Origin of the sequence: Paenibacillus sp. PCH8, from assembly GCF_002968835.1 — a bacterium.
Lineage (GTDB): Bacteria > Bacillota > Bacilli > Paenibacillales > Paenibacillaceae > Paenibacillus.
Genome location: NZ_PKQK01000001.1, coordinates 894,705 through 912,518 on the forward strand (window position 1 = coordinate 894,705; position 17,814 = coordinate 912,518).

The following is a 17,814-nucleotide window of genomic DNA, read 5'->3' on the forward strand; positions in this document are numbered from 1 at the left end:
CGATTCTTCCATTGCCTAACCATGCTACCCCTTCGAGATCATCCAGCCTTCAAACGGCATCCACCTATAAATTCGGCAGTAAGGAAAAACACCTCCCCTGTAGATTGGACCTGCCAGTACGCAGGATAAATCTCTTAAATGCAATACTGACGTCAACTTAGTTAACATTAATAGTATTAATTCCTTCCAAATTTGTAGATTGAGTTCATTATATGAGCTGTGAAATAAAAATTCAACATTATTTTTTATTATAAAATTTAATTTTACTTTTTCATTTCATGCCACTATACTATGTTAAAAGAAAACCCAAGCAAGCGAGGTGAGCCAGTTTGCGAGTATATGCAGGCATTGATGGAGGCGGTACCAATACTGATGCAGCAATCATTTCAGATTCTGGCGAAGTACTCGCCCGGTTCCGTGGGGGCCCCACCAATCCTCACAGCGTAGCGCCCGAACAGGCGATTTCAGAACTGCATCGGGTGCTGGATCAGCTCTTTAATCTGAGAAATGATTTTTCGACAAAATGTGAAGGTATATGTCTAGGGATGTCAGGTATAGATACTATTCAAGAACGTCAGATGATTGTTGATGCAGTACATGACTATATGAAGAACAAAAATTGGAGAGGATCAGAAGCCTCTTCAGTCTGGGTTGTATCGGAAGGTGAGATTGCACTGATGGCATTCCTCGGCCACACTCAGGGTGTATTGTGCATCTCTGGAACCGGGTCTATCGTGTACGGCTTCACGTCAGAAGGAGAAAGCTACCGCGCAGGAGGCTGGGGTCATCTACTTGGAGATGAAGGAAGTGGCTATCGAATCGGACAACGGACGCTTCAAGCCATCATGCAGAGCTATGACGGGATTCTCCCTCCAACCCGGCTAGCCCCGCTTCTTATACAGAAGCTGAATCTTCAGAATTTATTGGAGCTAAAGGTACGGGTGTACCAGGCTGATTGGGGAAAAACCGAAACGGCATCCATCGCCCGTCTCGCTATAGAAGCAGCCGAATCCGGTGATGAGGTTGCCCAGATGCTGATCATTGATGAAGCCGGACAGTTGGCAGATACGGCAAAGGCACTGATTGCCCGTCATCATGTATTCGCAGCCGCGCAGGTTGTCCTGTCCGGATCACTGTTTCGTTACTCTGAGCTGTTCCGAGATACGTTTATTCAGAGGCTTTTGGAATATGATGGAGAGCTAAAATTTGTTCACCGAGAGGATGCTCCGGCTCCGGCGGTCGGTGCGGCGCAGTTGGCAAGGCAGCGCTGTTCCCAGAATGGATCATTTTGAAAGAGAGAAGGAGGCCATACGGATGAATCACATGCTTAACTCATTGATAACCGAACAACCTAATCCACTGACAGATCATATAGATGAACTGCCCTCGACAGAAATTATGGAACTGATTAATAGCGAGGACCAACAAATTGCACAGTTAATTCAACCGCTCATTCCTGTGATTGCACAGGCTGCCGACCGGATTGTAGATGCCTTTCAGTCAGGCGGCAGACTATTCTATGTGGGTGCAGGTACCAGTGGAAGATTAGGAATACTTGACGCTTCGGAGTGCCCACCTACCTATGGTACCCCTCCCTCCATGGTGCAGGGTATTATTGCAGGGGGATTCCGGGCAGTGAAGGACCCCGTTGAAGGTGCTGAAGATAGTGAGGAATTTGGAGCTACCGACTTGGATGAGCATGGATTGAACAAAAACGATGTTGTAGTCGGTATCGCCGCCAGCGGACGAACCCCCTACGTGCTGGGTGCCATGAGACACGCCAAGGAGATCGGAGCTACGGTAATCAGCCTGAGCAATAACGCTGGCACGCCGATGACCCTGTTGGCTGATGTGAGTATTGAGGCCGTTGTGGGGCCGGAGATTGTGATGGGATCAACACGCATGAAGGCAGGCAGCGCCCAGAAGATGATTCTGAACATGCTCACCACTACCGCCATGATTCGTCTGGGCAAAGTCTACCGCAATTTCATGGTGGATCTGAACCCCTCGAACGAGAAGCTTGTCCATCGTGCCAAACGAATGATCCAGCTGGCCACAGGCGCGAGTGAAGCAGACATTGAACAGGTATTTATCGCGGCTGATGGGCATGTCAAAACGGCGATCGTCATGCTGATGGCAGACGTAGATGCAACGGAAGCCCGGCGCAGGCTTGATCTGGCTGACGGATTTGTCCGCAGTGCTATTTCAGGGGAATAACGTAGTAATATATGCTTGAACACGAAGGAGCCCGACATTGGTCTGGGCCCTTTTTTTGATTTTTTATAGGTAAAGCGAACGTGTCCTACCCATTAAAAAATCCCTCCTGTTCAAAACAGTAAGGGACTCGTTCATTCTCATTTATGTTCCAGAATAGCCTGTCGGCTCTTCTCCAAATATTCCACCGACTGGTTGTAATCCCGACTGGCAATGGCCAGATACAAGATGTCGATCACGTTCAGCTGTGCAATTCGGGACGATGTTGCTCCGCTCCGAATATCACTTTCGGTGGAAGTAATCATCAGAGGCACATCCGCCATACTACTGAGTGTATTGCTACCCCATTTGGTAATGCTGATTGTCGCTGCACCGCCTTCGTGAGCATGCTTGAGACAGGAGATTACGTTCGAGGTTTCCCCTGAATACGAGATACATACAACCGCATCATCTTCACGAAGCGTCGTTGCGGACGAAATCTGCATATGCGGATCGGCGAACGAAAAGCTTGTGCGATTGATTCGCATGAACTTGTAATGTGCATCAAGCGCAATCAGGTTCGAGGCCCCCACTCCATAGAAAAAGATCCGGTTTGCCCGATGAAGCACGTCAACGGCTTTTTCCACCAGACGTGGGTCCAGAATATGAACCGTATCCTTCACCGACTGAATATTGTTTGCGGACACATGCTGAATAATGCTCTCCATGGAGTCCTGGGACGAATCTCCGTATATTGATATGGCTCACTCGTCTGCAAATCTCCGGCAATCTTCAGCTTTAGCTCCTGAAAACCCGTTACCCCCAGCGATTTACAAAGACGAATAATGGCAGCTGGGCTGCCTCCACTCCGTTCAGACAACTGGGCCACCGAGGATTGAACCGTCTCTTGGGGATGATCCAGAATATACGCCCCGATCTTTCGTTCCGACGGAGTCAAGTCATCCATTAATGCGCGTAAACGTACAAGTCCACCTTTCATGCCTTCCATCCGCTCCTCCTGTCCGTACTGCATTCATGTACAAGCATTTTATCTTATAATTCCACTCACGTCTAATCGAATTCCTCGCCCTTCCATAACTGAACTCAAATAGAAGTCAGACCTCACTAGAGTGTTAGATTGCCTGAGATTACAGCGTGTTTTGCTCCGGTTACTGCCGGGAGCGTGTTCGTTCTGCCCATTAAAGCCTCATGGCCAAGTAGAGCAAATCCAATGGCTTCCCGAGCATCATCAGGTATGCCATAATCTGCTGTTCGTTCCAAACGGATGCCTTCCGGGAGTCTCTGACGGATCATCTCCATCAGCGTGGCATTGGAAGTGCCCCCACCGCAGGCGAGCATGGCCGATATTTGCACCTTGGGCAGGATAAAATCCTTCACTGCACGCACAATTGTTTCCGCGGTCAGACAGGTGGCAGTAGCCAGCGTATCTTCCAGCGTTAAGGAACGTGCTGCGGCCATCTCCATCAGTCTCACTGCATACGTGGCGCCATATACTTCTCGCCCGGTACTTTTCGGCGGAAGCCTTTTGAAATACTCATCTTCCAAACACAGGTCTACCAGACCCTGATCGATCTTCCCCTGTGCGGCAATACTTCCACTCGGATCATAATGCTGCTGCCCATCCGTTGCCTGCCGCACAATAGCGTCCATCACCATATTGCCTGGTCCCGTATCAAATGCCGAAATACCTTCGGTAGATGAATCGGATGGAAGCACCGTTACATTTCCAATGCCGCCGATATTCTGCACCAGCCGTCCTTCCGTCGGGCTGCGGAACATCAGAGCATCCGCATAAGGCGTAAGCGGTGCACCTTCCCCACCAGCCGCCATATCCCTTGCTCGCAGGTTGCCGATCACTGGCAGCCCTGTCCGTTCTCGAACGACAGCACATTCACCGATCTGCAGCGTGGATATCACGGGAAGACTCCCTCCTGTGGGTCCTGGAAAAGCGGAACCTACAGGTGCGTGCCATACCGTTTGCCCGTGCATGCTAATCGCATCCACCTGTCCGGGTGAGATGCCTGAAGAATGGATCAGTTTCATGACGCTATGCGCATACCACTCTGATACTCCGAAATGAGCAGTTGTCAGCTCATCCACTCGCGCCGTCTCTGGTGAACACAACCGAATGAGTGCTTCTCTCAGCTCGTTGGAGTAGGGTACGCACACAAAATCAATCAGATCCATTTGCTCCAATGCCCCACTATCATCCGTCAAAATACGTACCAATGCCGCATCTGTTCCATCGAGTGACGTTCCTGACATCAGCCCGATGATGTAATGCTCCCGCTTCAAGCGATACTGTTCCCACATCGGATAGCTGCCTGTATCCATCCATTCACAACCTCCCGCCAGACCCGATGAACACGTCATCCTGCCATAATTTCACCCAGTATATGATATTAAATTTCACAAGTCAAACATTACGTGAAATTTAATTACAAAACTGAAAGAGAAAGAGAAATATGCATCCCATTTGCGAACGCACATGATGTTTTCTTTCAATAAAAGATAAATAAAGAAAAAAGAACGTCCCCAGGGACGCTCTCAGATAATGAACGCAACACTTCGATTCATGCACACTTCACACATATAGCTCGTCACCAGCAGACAGTGAATGTATGGCTGTTCCCGGCGACGGGCTATTTCTGAGCAATCCTTCTTTTAATCTGTCCGTCTCTGCTCGGTCAGCATGCACAAGTACCGTATGTCTTGTGGGAATCCGATGCATCATTCGCTCGACATCCTTCCAGCCCTGATGCACTTTATAGCGTATTTTTCGCACCTCACACGCTCCATATTTGCCAGATTCCCGCAGCAGCTTATCAGCAAATGTACCATGAGCAGTATGCCCGGTGAGCAGAATCAGATTCTCCTCTCTGTCCGATAATTGGCTGTAGTACCAGCGGGCAAGCGAGGATTGCATCATTCCGTCCGGAATGAACCACAACGAAGCAGCATGTTGATCCAACAGTTGTTCCCGCTCTTGGGTGGTTGTAGGCAGATCCCATCCTCGTCCGGTCAGAAAACAATCCAATTCGTCTTGCAACAAACTTCCGGTGATATGCTCTCCCTTTTCCCTCAACCAGTATGGAACATGCATAAGCTGCTTCATGCCATCCACCAGACCTTGTTCCACTATGATTGGAACATTGGGAAACTGTTGCCGTATCCACAGTATGATCTCTTGTCCACGCCCTACGACAGGCATGGGTAAGAGCACCTTGCCACCTTGATCAATTGTCTGGCGAATGGCTCGTTCCAGCTGTTTCAGTTTGTCGGCCTGTGTATCCCGGTCCGTACCATAGGCCGCATCAACAATCGCCAGATCTACCAGTCCGACGTAAGATATTGGCGCAACGTCTGCTACGTTTGCTCTGCCTGCTCTGCCCGCTCCATCTACTCCGTTGGATGTGAAATCACCCTGTTTTATGGGTATCTCCGTGGATACGAGTGTTCTTGACGATATCTCTGATGTAACAGATGTCTGATCTTGTGACTTTATGAACAATCCAGCCTTTTGCCCACTGTTTATGGCGATTAGTTCCTCCGTGCCCCACTGCTGATTGCTCGAAGCATCCAACACCAGATTGTCACGAAGCGAGCTTGCCTGCAAGAATGCCTCCGCTGGACAATCCTCCTGTAAAAGCATTGATTCGGATGTGTAATCACCGGAATACCATATCTTCTTGCCTTCAGCTTGCAGGCCAAACCAGACCGATCCAGCCAGATGGCCGCTTCGGCCCCACATTACTTTTACTTCGGGTATCAGTTCGAACCAGGTTTGGGACACTGCTGCATCCTCCAGATACCGATAACGAATGGCCTGCTCATCTGCTTCATCATAAGGGAGTACCTCTCCGACACGCTCTGCAAACCTTCGCCAGTTCGCAAAATACGTCCGCAGCTGTTCCCTCGTTTCCCTCGTTGTCCACACTTCCCCCTGATAACCCATCTTGTACAGCAAAGGGATTGCGACCGAATGATCCTCATGGGCGTGAGACAACAGAACCGCATTCAGTTGCGGGACAATCTCCGGTTCAATCAGCGGATACTCGCCCGTACCTTCTTTTTTCACACCACAATCCAGTAACAGGCGAAATCGGTTCCCACTCAGGAGGTAGGCGGAACGTCCATGTTCCCCTGCACCGCCCCATACGTTCAGTTTGATCATGATGCATTCCACTTTCTCTTTGAATTCAGCATTTCGATCCCCAGCAACATCAGCACCGTCATGCCTACGGTTACTACAGCCATCGCCATACCGAGGGACACCTGACCTTGTTCAAACTGGGCAAAAATATACGTAGCCGATGTCTGCATCGACGGTGGAAGAATCAACAACGAACCTACCAGTTCACGGGTAGCAATTGTAAAAGTCATCATCCAACCCGCCAACATACCGGGCAGGATCAGCGGGATCAATATCCGCCGCAGAATGTACAGTGGTTTTCCGCCAAATACTTGCCCGGCCTGGAACAACGTGCCGTCAATCTGGGTGAAGCTTGATTTGACATATTGCACCGTGTAAGGCAAGAAGAGCACTACATACGTCAGCACAACCATGCCATAGGTGTTATACAACGTGACTGGCATCCATGGTGAGTTCCAGAAGAGAATCAGTCCCACGACCATGACGATACCCGGTACCGTATTAGGCAATAGACTGAACAGGTCAATCACCCGCTGTATGAAGGAAGACGACCTACCGATCGTCAGTGCGAAACCTGTACCGATAATAACAGCGATTGTGGAAGCTACGAGGGAGAGCCCCAGACTATTCCCAATTGCCTTCATGCTCACCGATCCCCAGGATAGCAACTCCCCGTAATGCTCCAGTGTCAGATTATCAAAGGCCAACCCTGACCCGCGTAGCTTCATGGTCGAAGCGGCAATGATGGAGAAATACGGGATACCTACCGACAGGATCAGCAGAACCGCCAGATACGCGCCGCATAACCAGCCAGCCCCACCACGAAGGGAATATCGCTTCGAACGTTGTCCTTTGCCACCAACCAGACGATAGGTGAACTTTCGGCTCATGGCAGACTGCATATACCACATCACCAGACAGACGGACAACAGCACCGAAGCCAGCGAGGTCGCCTTGCCGAAGTCAATCGGCCAACTGGAGATGTACTTGTGAATCTCGGAGGTCATGACATAATAGCCAATCTTGCGCCCGAAGGTCGCCGGTGTACCGAATTCCGCAATCGTTTTGACAAAGACAAGCATGATTCCCATGCCGTAGGACGACAGCAACAAGGGTAGAATAATGCGTCTGAAACGGTATCCAGCCCGTGCACCGTGCACGGCTCCCGCTTCTTCCAGATTGCCGCCGATGCGAATCAATGCATCCCGAAGCAGTAGATACAGGAACGGGAACAAGTGCAAGCTCATGATGAGCACCATGCCCCAGAAACTGAAGAACAGCTCACTCCAACCTGCAGCTGAGGGTACCCATTGCTGCAGGTATCCCCCTTTTTGCATAAACAGAATCCAGCCCATCGAGCCGATATACGGCGGGGTCATGAACGGAATCATCAGAATCACATCGACCCAGCGATGTTCGCCCATTCGGGTCTTCGCCATCATCCAGGCCAGTGGCAGTGCCAGCAGCGTGGTTACCACTACAACGCAGATGCCAAGCCAGACGGAATTCAGCAACACTCCGGATAGATGATGACCGGTAATCGTGCGAATCGGAGCCATCCAGTCCCATTGCCCGTCCGTGAATACACTTTGCCAGAAAATCAATAAGAGCGGCACACCAATGCTTATGGTCAGCAGAAAGAGGGCCAGAATCACGCCCACTCTCCGAAAAATACGGTTGTTGTCCATTACAACAGGTTTCACTACGTTCACCTCACATGACTTCCACATCAAGACAGCCGGTTTACCTTTTACCTAAACGTCACTCTAGTACTACGTCCTTCAGTATTTTGCATCATCCGAATCAAATCGATCGCGGGTACAACGTATAGACGAATAGAACATTTCGATCTATACCTTGCTTATTGAAAGACGCTCTTTGGATTTATGCAAAAGTACTTATTTAAATGTCTCGGAGAAACGTGCCGCTGTCTCTTCGCCATGCTCGCTCATCCAGTTCCAATCCACTTTCAGTTGTGGGATATCCTTCACATTGGCACGGTTAGTCGCTTCAATGTCTTCACGGCCCGGAATCAGATAGGCATCTGCTACGAGCTTCTGTGCTTCATCGGACAACAAGTAGTCAATAAACGCCTTGGCATTCTCAACATTCGGACTGGATTTCAGAATAGCTGCCGGTCTTGGGCTGATTACAGTGCCTTCTTCAGGATATACGATATCCAGTGGTTCACCTTTGGCCTTGGAGGAATACGCCATGTAATCCACACCTGCCGCTACGATGCTCTTGGCACCTGTAATGACTGGATCAAGTGCTTCCTGATTCGCTCCTGCCATTGCTACGCCGTTTGCTTTGTACGCACTCAGCAGATCCCATCCTTTTTCACCGTTCGCGCTCAGGTATCCTGTGATGAAATCGAGTGCTGAACCTGACAATGTAGGGTCTGGAATGTTAACTGCATCTTTCCACGCAGGTGTAGCAAGCTCTGCCCAACTTGTTGGTGGTGTAGATACTAGTTTCGTATTGTAGACAATACCCAGCGCGGAAGCACTGCTGCTGAAGTAGTTACCTTCTGCATCCGACCAATCCTTGTTCAACTTGTCTGCATTGGCTGCATCCGGGTAAGGTAGGGTCAGTCCATCTGCTTTCAGAGCCTGTGCTGAAGGCAATGACGCCAGAATCACAACGTCTGCAACCGGATTGGATTTCTCTGCTTCCATACGAGCCAGGATTTTGCCAGTCGTTCCCTGGAACATCTCAACTTCAATACCCGTCTGAGCTGTAAATCCGCTCACGATATGATCTGCCAGCTTCTGTGGGCCAGCACTGTACAATACAAGCTTGCCGCCGGCCGGTTTCGTCGTCTCCGCCGCCACCGCCGTACTTCCTTCACCCGCAGGTTGTGCTGCGCTTCCGGTAGTCGTGTTCCCTGTACTACACCCGAACAAACTGATACTCATCACTGCTGTTAATAATAACGTTGCACTCTTTTTACGGTTTTTCAAACCTAACATGTTGTTCCATCTCCCTTAAATTATGATTGGATTCCTACTCATTTGATAATCACTACGATCTGCCAAATCTGTGCCCTGTTCGTCCAACACATCTATCTACTACGCTAGTTGGCTGCTGCTATCACTTCTCGTTGCCTCACACTCGGGTTGTCGTAACCATCCATTCGGCAGATCCGCTCAGGGGATACATAGAGCTGAACCTTCTCCCCTACGCGCACTCTCTGGTTCATATAGGCTGTCCATACGCCGAGTCCTTCCATCTGCACGCGAACTTCATAACGTTCTCCTACATAGCTGACACTGAGTACAATCCCGGGATAACACAGATCATCATGATCTGTTTTGCTCCAGGTGACATGCTCTGGACGAACCATGGATTGCTTAGGTGTGAGCCAGTTCGACTTTCCGATAAACGAAGCGACATAGGGGTCACTTGGCGCGGAGTAGATCGTCTCAGGGGTTCCTTTTTGCAATATACGCCCCTTCTGCATGACCACAATTTCATCCGACATCGACATCGCCTCAATCTGATCATGCGTGACATACAGCGCAGTTAATCCCATATCCCGCACCAATGACATCATCTCGATTCGCATCTCTTCCCGGAGTACAGCATCCAGTGCACTGAGTGGCTCATCGAATAGAATCACACCCGGTCTGACAGCTACCGCTCTGGCAAAAGCAACCCGTTGCTGCTGTCCACCCGACAGCTGATGAGGATACCGATCTTCCATGCCTTCCAGGCGAACCATGCCAAGTGCTTCGTTCACATTTTGTCTCAGATCGGACTTCTGTTTTCCGGCCTTCAGGCCGAAGGCTACATTTTCATATACAGTCATATGCGGCCATAATGCAAAATCCTGAAACACCATGCCCAGATTACGCTTATGTGTCGGTATATCAATCCGCTTCGCCGCAGAGTAGATACACTGACCATCTGCACGAATCTCCCCCGCATCCGGCTGTTCCAGCCCGGCCAACATGCGGAGCAGTGTTGTTTTGCCACAGCCGGATGGGCCAAGCAATGTCGTGAACTGTCCATGTTCAAGCGTTAGATCTGTCGGCAGCAGTGCGGGTGTTTGATTAAATGATTTTTGAATTCCAGTCATCTCTAATTTCATAAGCATCCCTGCCTGTCTTCTGTTACTTGATCTCTTGCACTGGTCTCTTGTACTTTTCTCAGTCTAACGCCCGCTTTCGCGAGTTGTTTGTCATGTTTGTAAAATGGGAATTAACTTTTTAGATGAATTCTGTTGATCTTCATAGATTAAATCTATAGTAGGTGAGCTAAATTGATTTTCATTTTTGTCGCTCCGATTACAGCACCATCTTCCGAAGCAGCTTTCTTCCAGAAAACGTGTACTTCGCTTCTTCAGATTGGTTATGTACTCTCTGTCTTTATGAAAGCATTAGATCATCTTATCTATTGGGGCTAGTAGAAGCGAGAGGAGTGTTTGAACATTGAATCTGATCAAATTACAGATTGTTGAGCTGATCGACAAGCATCATCACATGACAAGTGTGGCGGAGTTACTGGGGATCAAGCAACCCACCGTTACATTTCATATGAAGTCGTTGGAGGAAGAGATGGGCGTGCGCTTATTCGAATCACGCAGTGGAAAGACCTTTCTAACCGAGGCAGGACAAGCCCTGCTTCATTATTCCGTCAAAATCAATGCATTAACCCAGGAAGCACGCCGGGTCGTCAAGGAATATGACAGTCTCTATCGGGGCACCCTCCACATTGGAGCAAGTTACGTACCTGCTACGTACCTGCTGCCTGCCATGCTTAATACATTTTCGCAGGAGTTCCCGGGCATTCGTATCGTGTTATCCGTCAAACCGGCCCCCGTTATCCGTGAGATGGTGATCCGACATCAGATTGATCTGGGGGTTATCTCTTCCGAGCCGTTTGTCGGACCCGTGCTGCACGCAGAGACACTGTGTGAGGATGATCTAGTATTAATCTGTGCCCCACACCATGACTTGGCCCAGAGAGATCTATTGAAGCCTGAGCATATCTCACAGGTTCCTTTTGCCTTACATGGAGATGAATCCAGTACAAGGCGGTTAACCAACCAATGGCTCGCGCAACATGACATTCGGCTGCGAAGTACGGTGGAGATGGATTCTCTGGAAGCGATCAAACAACTCGTGTTACTTGGAGGGCATGTCTCATTCATGTCACGGATGGCAGTACAGTGGGAGGAACGGCAGGGTCTCATTCAGGTTCTTCCGATTCCGGGGGAGCAAGCACCACGCCATATCTACACGGTACATAACAAAGACCGCCATCCGTCTGTTCAGGTCAACCGCTTCAAGGAAGTACTGCGAGAGGTGAGTCACGGCTTTCCCCTTTTCCTTGGATGACTGCCTGATTCGCTATAAACTATCGTTTGCCATTCATCAAATCTATGCAGGGTTAACGCAATGTGCGCTCCCCGTTAATCGCTTTCATATACTCAGGCGATAAAGTGAGTCTGTACGTTAATCCAGATTAGGAGAGTGATTGGTTTTGAAAAAGTGGAAAAAGGTAACTGCCTCGTTGATGCTGAGCATCGTAACATTGGGAAGTGGAATGACATTTTGGGGAGCACCGCAAGCTTCTGCTGCCGCTAATGCCGTGCCTGCTTATGAAGTGAAGTTTCTGGCCAAGCCGGAACTTGTACTGAATACAGATGGGACGCCGCGCAGTGAAGTGATTCAGACACTTGGCCTGAATGCCACGGCAAGAAACATCAACGTGGAGTACTTTGACACCATTGCTCTTGGATTGGATCAACAAGGATGGAACGTTCGTTTCCGCAAAAAAGATGACAAAAACAACTACGAACTGACCTACAAAAAGCGGTACCCTGTAATGAATGGGGATGTTAATGCGGCACTGACTCTGGCGAATCAAGAAGGATTTGATAAGTCTGATGATAATTACGAGGCTGAGATTGATTGGGGATATGGCAAACAGACCCTGAGCTTCTCCAACACCAAAAAAGTAGATACCAAAGCGACAGGCATTCAACTTCCTTCCCAATCGGAAGCCTTAAACATGTTATTGGACAAACTTCCAGGCAAATTGAAAAACTGGTCTTCCTCCAACTGGGGTAAACAGCAGCTTACACAATCCCGTGCATTTGGTCCGATAACGTTTCAACGATATGAAGGTACATGGAATGGTCAAGAGCTTACATTCGAAGTATGGCCCATCCGTAACGCAGCAGGTACAGGTATTGAGAATATTGTAGAGGTATCTTTCAAAACTGATGATGCTGTGGCTGTCTCCGGACTACGTACCCAACTGCTGCAATTGATGGATAACAACAACTGGCTGATCCCTGCCGATGGTTTGAAAACCCAGACGATTCTGGAAAGATACTAATCATTCTTTCTCACGAATGAAACACAACAAGCTCCTCTTCCTGTGTAAGCGTAGGAGAGGAGCTTGTTTCAACACGATATTACTCTTATACATACAATCGCTGTTCTATTTAAACATCAAAAAGAGCCCTTGCAGTAAGCAAGAGCTCTTTTTGATGTTGCTAGGAAGCGGGTGATGGGAATCGAACCCACGCTATTAGCTTGGAAGGCTAAAGTTCTACCATTGAACTACACCCGCAAAAACAAAAAAATCGGGATGACACGATTCGAACATGCGACCCCTGGACCCAAACCAGGTGCTCTACCAAGCTGAGCTACATCCCGATATTTATGAGAATAATGGCGCGCCCTGAGAGATTCGAACTCCCGGCCTTTTGATTCGTAGTCAAACGCTCTATCCAGCTGAGCTAAGGGCGCAAATATTGGAGCGGACGACGGGAATCGAACCCGCGACCCTCGCCTTGGCAAGGCGATGCTCTACCGCTGAGCCACGTCCGCAAAATAATTGGTGCGGTCGAGAGGACTCGAACCTCCACGGGGGTTAGCCCACACGGACCTGAACCGTGCGCGTCTGCCAATTCCGCCACGACCGCAAAATATAATGGTGAGTCATGAAGGGCTCGAACCTTCGACACCCTGATTAAAAGTCAGGTGCTCTACCAACTGAGCTAATGACTCATAATGAAATGGCTGGGGATATAGGATTTGAACCTATGCATGACGGAGTCAAAGTCCGTTGCCTTACCGCTTGGCTAATCCCCATTAAAAATCATGGGGCGATCGAGGGGAATTGAACCCCCGAATGCCGGATCCACAAACCGGTGCGTTAACCACTTCGCCACGACCGCCATAAAGTAAGCCATTCATCCACTAAGAGTATCTTAGTATTTACAACTGTACCTATAATATACATACTATCACAGATTCATATGTGAATACTAAAAGTGGTGCCGGCGAGAGGACTTGAACCCCCAACCTACTGATTACAAGTCAGTTGCTCTACCAGTTGAGCTACACCGGCACGGTGTTTTTTTTAACAAAAAAATGGCGGAACCGACGGGATTCGAACCCGCGATCTCCTGCGTGACAGGCAGGCATGTTAGGCCAACTACACCACGGTTCCACGTTACTTTCTCTAAGGAAAGATTAATTGCGGGGCAGGATTTGAACCTGCGGCCTTCGGGTTATGAGCCCGACGAGCTACCGGGCTGCTCCACCCCGCGTCATTATTAAAGTGTTATGGTGGAGGCTGAGGGGATCGAACCCCCGACCCTCTGCTTGTAAGGCAGATGCTCTCCCAGCTGAGCTAAGCCTCCATGAATATGACCCGTAGGGGATTTGAACCCCTGTTACCTCCGTGAAAGGGAGGTGTCTTAACCCCTTGACCAACGGGCCTTACTAAAAAATATATCTGGCGGAGAGAGAGGGATTCGAACCCTCGAGACGCTTGTGACGCCTACACGATTTCCAATCGTGCTCCTTCGGCCAGCTCGGACACCTCTCCATATATGGCTCCCCGAACAGGGCTCGAACCTGTGACAACTCGATTAACAGTCGAGTGCTCTACCAACTGAGCTATCAGGGAATGGTGGAGCCAAGCGGGATCGAACCGCTGACCTCCTGCTTGCAAGGCAGGCGCTCTCCCAGCTGAGCTATGGCCCCATACACTGTAGTATTGCTTTGTATTACTATGGGCCCTGGTGGACTCGAACCACCGGCCTCACCCTTATCAGAGGTGCGCTCTAACCAACTGAGCTAAGGGCCCTAATATGTATCCCTTATTCTTTGACAAGGGGGGCAAAAAAAATACCCCAAAGGGAAATCGCTTGGCGGCGTCCTACTCTCCCAGGACCCTGCGGTCCAAGTACCATCGGCGCTAGAGGGCTTAACGGTCGTGTTCGGGATGGGTACGTGTGGAACCCCTCCGCTATCGCCACCAAACGCATAGCTTACATTTCAGAGCATTTGTTCTCTGAAAACTAGATTCGAAACGAAATTTGCGATTTATCACTTGCAATTGGATAAGCCCTCGACCGATTAGTACTGGTCAGCTCCATGCATTGCTGCACTTCCACCCCCAGCCTATCTACCTCGTCGTCTTCAAGGGGTCTTACATACTGGGAAATCTCATCTTGAGGGGGGCTTCACGCTTAGATGCTTTCAGCGTTTATCCCTTCCGTACATAGCTACCCAGCGGTGCTCCTGGCGGAACAACTGGTACACCAGCGGTACGTCCATCCCGGTCCTCTCGTACTAAGGACAGCTCCTCTCAAATTTCCTACGCCCACGACAGATAGGGACCGAACTGTCTCACGACGTTCTGAACCCAGCTCGCGTACCGCTTTAATGGGCGAACAGCCCAACCCTTGGGACCTACTTCAGCCCCAGGATGCGATGAGCCGACATCGAGGTGCCAAACCTCCCCGTCGATGTGGACTCTTGGGGGAGATAAGCCTGTTATCCCCAGGGTAGCTTTTATCCGTTGAGCGATGGCCCTTCCATGCGGTACCACCGGATCACTAAGCCCGACTTTCGTCCCTGCTCGACTTGTAGGTCTCGCAGTCAAGCTCCCTTATGCCTTTGCACTCTTCGAATGATTTCCAACCATTCTGAGGGAACCTTTGGGCGCCTCCGTTACTCTTTAGGAGGCGACCGCCCCAGTCAAACTGCCCACCTGACACTGTCCCCGCACCGGATTACGGTACCAGGTTAGAACCTAGATACGATCAGGGTGGTATCCCAACGTTGCCTCCACGCAAGCTGGCGCTCACGTTTCAAAGGCTCCCACCTATCCTGTACAGATCGTACCCAAATTCAATATCAAGCTGCAGTAAAGCTCCATGGGGTCTTTCCGTCTTGTCGCGGGTAACCTGCATCTTCACAGGTATTAAAATTTCACCGGATCTCTCGTTGAGACAGCGCCCAAGTCGTTACGCCATTCGTGCGGGTCAGAATTTACCTGACAAGGAATTTCGCTACCTTAGGACCGTTATAGTTACGGCCGCCGTTTACTGGGGCTTCGGTTCACAGCTTCGGATTGCTCCTAACCACTCCCCTTAACCTTCCAGCACCGGGCAGGCGTCAGCCCGTATACTTCGCCTTACGGCTTCGCACAGACCTGTGTTTTTGCTAAACAGTCGCTTGGGCCTTTTCACTGCGGCCCCCTCGTGCTATTCACACTACCGGGGCACCCCTTCTCCCGAAGTTACGGGGTCATTTTGCCGAGTTCCTTAACGAGAGTTCTTCCGCGCGCCTTAGAATACTCTTCTCGCCTACCTGTGTCGGTTTGCGGTACGGGCACCATCACCTGGCTAGAGGCTTTTCTTGGCAGTGTGAGATCATGACCTTCGCTACTATAATTTTCGCTCCCCATCACAGCTCAGCCTTAGTAATGTGCGGATTTGCCTACACATCAGCCTTACTGCTTAGACGGACATCCATCAGTCCGCGTCACTACCCTACTGCGTCCCCCCATTGCTCATAACGGCTTACGGTGGTACAGGAATTTCGACCTGTTGTCCTTCGACTACGCCTTTCGGCCTCGCCTTAGGTCCCGACTTACCCTGAGCGGACGAGCCTTCCTCAGGAACCCTTAGGCTTTCGGCGGACAAGATTCTCACTTGTCTTTTCGTTACTCATACCGGCATTCTCACTTGTATAATGTCCAGCGCTCCTTACGGTACACCTTCAACCCTTATACAACGCTCCCCTACCCCTGATGCACTGCATCAAGCCATAGCTTCGGTGGCGTGTTTAGCCCCGTTACATTTTCGGCGCAGAGTCACTCGACCAGTGAGCTATTACGCACTCTTTCAATGGTGGCTGCTTCTAAGCCAACATCCTGGTTGTCTGTGCAACTCCACATCCTTTCCCACTTAACACACACTTGGGGACCTTAGCTGATGGTCTGGGCTGTTTCCCTTTTGACAATGGATCTTAGCACTCACTGTCTGACTCCCGGAAGTAAGTCTATGGCATTCGGAGTTTGACTGAGCTTGGTAACCCTTGCGGGCCCCGCACCCAATCAGTGCTCTACCTCCACGACTCTGTTTTCCGAGGCTAGCCCTAAAGCTATTTCGGGGAGAACCAGCTATCTCCGAGTTCGATTGGAATTTCTCCGCTACCCCCACCTCATCCCCGCATTTTTCAACATGCGTGGGTTCGGGCCTCCAGTGCGTGTTACCGCACCTTCACCCTGGACAGGGGTAGATCACCCGGTTTCGGGTCTACGTCCACGTACTATATCGCCCTATTCAGACTCGCTTTCGCTGCGGCTCCGGCTCTTCACCTTAACCTTGCACGGGAACGTAACTCGCCGGTTCATTCTACAAAAGGCACGCCATCACCCCTAAAACGGGCTCTGACTTTTTGTAAGCACACGGTTTCAGGTTCTATTTCACTCCCCTTCCGGGGTGCTTTTCACCTTTCCCTCACGGTACTGCTTCACTATCGGTCGCTAGGAAGTATTTAGCCTTGGCAGATGGTCCTGCCGGATTCATACGGGGTTTCACGTGCCCCGCACTACTCGGGATCCGTCTCGGAGAGAACAGACTTTCAACTACAGGGCTTTTACCTTCTTTGGCGGGCCTTTCCAGACCTCTTCGCTTAATCGGTTCCTTTGTAACTCCATGTGAGACGTCCCACAACCCCAAAGAGCAAGCTCTCTGGTTTGGGCTTCTCCGCGTTCGCTCGCCGCTACTGACGGAATCACTATTGTTTTCTCTTCCTCAGGGTACTTAGATGTTTCAGTTCCCCTGGTATGCCTCTGCATAACCTATGTATTCAGTTATGAGTAACTGGAAATTACCCCAGCTGGGTTTCCCCATTCGGACACCCCCGGATCAAAGCTTGCTTACAGCTCCCCGAGGCAGTTTCGTTGTTCGCCACGTCCTTCATCGGCTCCTAGCGCCTAGGCATCCTCCGTGTGCTCTTAGTAGCTTAACCATATCGCTCGTGTTCGAGCTGTCGCTCCGCTTGTTTTGGACTGCGTCCAAAGCCAAAAGTCGCTCCATTTCGATCACTCGCTCATGCAATCTACCTTATAAACACTTCACTTGTTTACACAAGTTCAGCTAGGATGATTGTTGATCGGTTAATTGA

Annotated in this window: 11 protein-coding genes, 17 tRNA genes and 2 rRNA genes; 4 read left to right on the forward strand and 26 right to left on the reverse strand. The window is 50.1% G+C overall.

Going from position 1 to position 17,814, the window contains the following annotated elements; translation table 11 throughout:
* The first annotated feature begins 329 nt into the window (after positions 1–329).
* Both C0Q44_RS03870 and murQ read left to right on the forward strand, forming a co-directional pair.
* On the forward strand, positions 330–1,292 hold the full coding sequence (locus C0Q44_RS03870; protein ID WP_105406150.1) for an N-acetylglucosamine kinase: 963 nt from the start codon (positions 330–332) through the stop codon (positions 1,290–1,292).
* 22 nt (positions 1,293–1,314) lie between these two features.
* The gene (murQ, locus tag C0Q44_RS03875; protein ID WP_105406151.1) at positions 1,315–2,217 is read left to right on the forward strand and encodes an N-acetylmuramic acid 6-phosphate etherase; all 903 of its coding nucleotides are present in this window, start codon (positions 1,315–1,317) and stop codon (positions 2,215–2,217) included.
* A gap of 137 nt (positions 2,218–2,354) precedes the next feature.
* Here the strand turns inward: murQ and C0Q44_RS03880 are convergent, their stop codons facing one another.
* From C0Q44_RS03880 to C0Q44_RS03910, 7 genes are all read right to left on the reverse strand, one after another.
* A complete protein-coding gene (locus tag C0Q44_RS03880; protein ID WP_483874446.1) occupies positions 2,355–2,921 on the reverse strand; it encodes a MurR/RpiR family transcriptional regulator in 567 nt (188 codons plus the stop codon).
* The gene (locus C0Q44_RS31995; RefSeq protein WP_483874447.1) at positions 2,873–3,202 is read right to left on the reverse strand and encodes a MurR/RpiR family transcriptional regulator; all 330 of its coding nucleotides are present in this window, start codon (positions 3,200–3,202) and stop codon (positions 2,873–2,875) included. The genes C0Q44_RS03880 and C0Q44_RS31995 overlap by 49 nt, the downstream gene beginning before the upstream one ends.
* A gap of 116 nt (positions 3,203–3,318) precedes the next feature.
* Entirely contained in the window at positions 3,319–4,548 is a 1,230-nt protein-coding gene (locus C0Q44_RS03885; RefSeq protein ID WP_105406152.1) for an anhydro-N-acetylmuramic acid kinase, read from the reverse strand.
* A 250-nt stretch (positions 4,549–4,798) separates the two neighbouring features.
* Positions 4,799–6,388 carry an MBL fold metallo-hydrolase gene (locus C0Q44_RS30735; protein ID WP_258166163.1) on the reverse strand — a complete coding sequence of 530 codons (1,590 nt, stop codon included), beginning with the start codon at positions 6,386–6,388 and terminating at the stop codon, positions 4,799–4,801.
* On the reverse strand, positions 6,385–8,055 hold the full coding sequence (locus C0Q44_RS03900; protein WP_105407591.1) for an ABC transporter permease: 1,671 nt from the start codon (positions 8,053–8,055) through the stop codon (positions 6,385–6,387). The genes C0Q44_RS30735 and C0Q44_RS03900 overlap by 4 nt, the downstream gene beginning before the upstream one ends.
* 210 nt (positions 8,056–8,265) lie before the next feature.
* A complete protein-coding gene (locus tag C0Q44_RS03905; protein WP_105406153.1) occupies positions 8,266–9,339 on the reverse strand; it encodes an ABC transporter substrate-binding protein in 1,074 nt (357 codons plus the stop codon).
* A gap of 104 nt (positions 9,340–9,443) precedes the next feature.
* On the reverse strand, positions 9,444–10,460 hold the full coding sequence (locus C0Q44_RS03910) for an ABC transporter ATP-binding protein (RefSeq protein WP_105407592.1): 1,017 nt from the start codon (positions 10,458–10,460) through the stop codon (positions 9,444–9,446).
* A 340-nt stretch (positions 10,461–10,800) separates the two neighbouring features.
* Between C0Q44_RS03910 and C0Q44_RS03915 the strand changes: the two genes are divergently transcribed.
* A complete protein-coding gene (locus C0Q44_RS03915; RefSeq protein WP_105406154.1) occupies positions 10,801–11,709 on the forward strand; it encodes a LysR family transcriptional regulator in 909 nt (302 codons plus the stop codon).
* Positions 11,710–11,854: 145 nt separating this feature from the next.
* Positions 11,855–12,715, forward strand: coding sequence for a hypothetical protein (locus tag C0Q44_RS03920; RefSeq protein WP_258166164.1), 861 nt, complete (start codon positions 11,855–11,857; stop codon positions 12,713–12,715).
* A 166-nt stretch (positions 12,716–12,881) separates the two neighbouring features.
* Here the strand turns inward: C0Q44_RS03920 and C0Q44_RS03925 are convergent.
* The 19 genes from C0Q44_RS03925 to C0Q44_RS04015 all read right to left on the reverse strand — a co-directional run bounded on the left by C0Q44_RS03925 (position 12,882) and on the right by C0Q44_RS04015 (position 17,658).
* A tRNA-Gly gene (locus C0Q44_RS03925) sits at positions 12,882–12,952 on the reverse strand.
* A 13-nt stretch (positions 12,953–12,965) separates the two neighbouring features.
* Positions 12,966–13,038, reverse strand: a tRNA-Pro gene (locus tag C0Q44_RS03930).
* A gap of 16 nt (positions 13,039–13,054) precedes the next feature.
* A tRNA-Arg gene (locus C0Q44_RS03935) sits at positions 13,055–13,131 on the reverse strand.
* A 6-nt stretch (positions 13,132–13,137) separates the two neighbouring features.
* A tRNA-Gly gene (locus C0Q44_RS03940) sits at positions 13,138–13,212 on the reverse strand.
* An 8-nt stretch (positions 13,213–13,220) separates the two neighbouring features.
* Positions 13,221–13,307, reverse strand: a tRNA-Leu gene (locus C0Q44_RS03945).
* A 9-nt stretch (positions 13,308–13,316) separates the two neighbouring features.
* Positions 13,317–13,392 (reverse strand) — tRNA-Lys (locus C0Q44_RS03950).
* 9 nt (positions 13,393–13,401) lie between these two features.
* A tRNA-Gln gene (locus tag C0Q44_RS03955) sits at positions 13,402–13,476 on the reverse strand.
* Positions 13,477–13,486: 10 nt separating this feature from the next.
* A tRNA-His gene (locus tag C0Q44_RS03960) sits at positions 13,487–13,562 on the reverse strand.
* 97 nt (positions 13,563–13,659) lie between these two features.
* Positions 13,660–13,735 (reverse strand) — tRNA-Thr (locus tag C0Q44_RS03965).
* A 24-nt stretch (positions 13,736–13,759) separates the two neighbouring features.
* Positions 13,760–13,837, reverse strand: a tRNA-Asp gene (locus C0Q44_RS03970).
* 27 nt (positions 13,838–13,864) lie between these two features.
* A tRNA-Met gene (locus tag C0Q44_RS03975) sits at positions 13,865–13,937 on the reverse strand.
* 17 nt (positions 13,938–13,954) lie between these two features.
* Positions 13,955–14,030 (reverse strand) — tRNA-Val (locus tag C0Q44_RS03980).
* 7 nt (positions 14,031–14,037) lie between these two features.
* A tRNA-Glu gene (locus C0Q44_RS03985) sits at positions 14,038–14,109 on the reverse strand.
* Between the two features lie 17 nt (positions 14,110–14,126).
* A tRNA-Ser gene (locus tag C0Q44_RS03990) sits at positions 14,127–14,218 on the reverse strand.
* Positions 14,219–14,223: 5 nt separating this feature from the next.
* Positions 14,224–14,299, reverse strand: a tRNA-Asn gene (locus C0Q44_RS03995).
* A gap of 1 nt (position 14,300) precedes the next feature.
* A tRNA-Ala gene (locus C0Q44_RS04000) sits at positions 14,301–14,376 on the reverse strand.
* A gap of 29 nt (positions 14,377–14,405) precedes the next feature.
* Positions 14,406–14,479, reverse strand: a tRNA-Ile gene (locus tag C0Q44_RS04005).
* A gap of 59 nt (positions 14,480–14,538) precedes the next feature.
* Positions 14,539–14,655, reverse strand: a 5S ribosomal RNA gene (rrf, locus tag C0Q44_RS04010).
* Between the two features lie 76 nt (positions 14,656–14,731).
* Positions 14,732–17,658 (reverse strand): 23S ribosomal RNA (locus C0Q44_RS04015).
* Between the last annotated feature and the right edge of the window lie 156 nt (positions 17,659–17,814).

Bases quoted from the DNA above. Each gene is read 5' to 3' on its own strand.
- C0Q44_RS03905 (WP_105406153.1), bottom strand. From the start codon at position 9,339: ATGTTAGGTTTGAAAAACCGTAAAAAGAGTGCAACGTTATTATTAACA.
- C0Q44_RS03900 (WP_105407591.1), bottom strand. From the start codon at position 8,055: ATGGACAACAACCGTATTTTTCGGAGAGTGGGCGTGATTCTGGCCCTC.
- C0Q44_RS03910 (WP_105407592.1), bottom strand. From the start codon at position 10,460: ATGAAATTAGAGATGACTGGAATTCAAAAATCATTTAATCAAACACCC.
- C0Q44_RS03880 (WP_483874446.1), bottom strand. From the start codon at position 2,921: ATGGAGAGCATTATTCAGCATGTGTCCGCAAACAATATTCAGTCGGTG.
- C0Q44_RS03885 (WP_105406152.1), bottom strand. From the start codon at position 4,548: ATGGATACAGGCAGCTATCCGATGTGGGAACAGTATCGCTTGAAGCGG.
- C0Q44_RS31995 (WP_483874447.1), bottom strand. From the start codon at position 3,202: ATGGAAGGCATGAAAGGTGGACTTGTACGTTTACGCGCATTAATGGAT.
- C0Q44_RS30735 (WP_258166163.1), bottom strand. From the start codon at position 6,388: ATGATCAAACTGAACGTATGGGGCGGTGCAGGGGAACATGGACGTTCC.
- murQ (WP_105406151.1), top strand. From the start codon at position 1,315: ATGAATCACATGCTTAACTCATTGATAACCGAACAACCTAATCCACTG.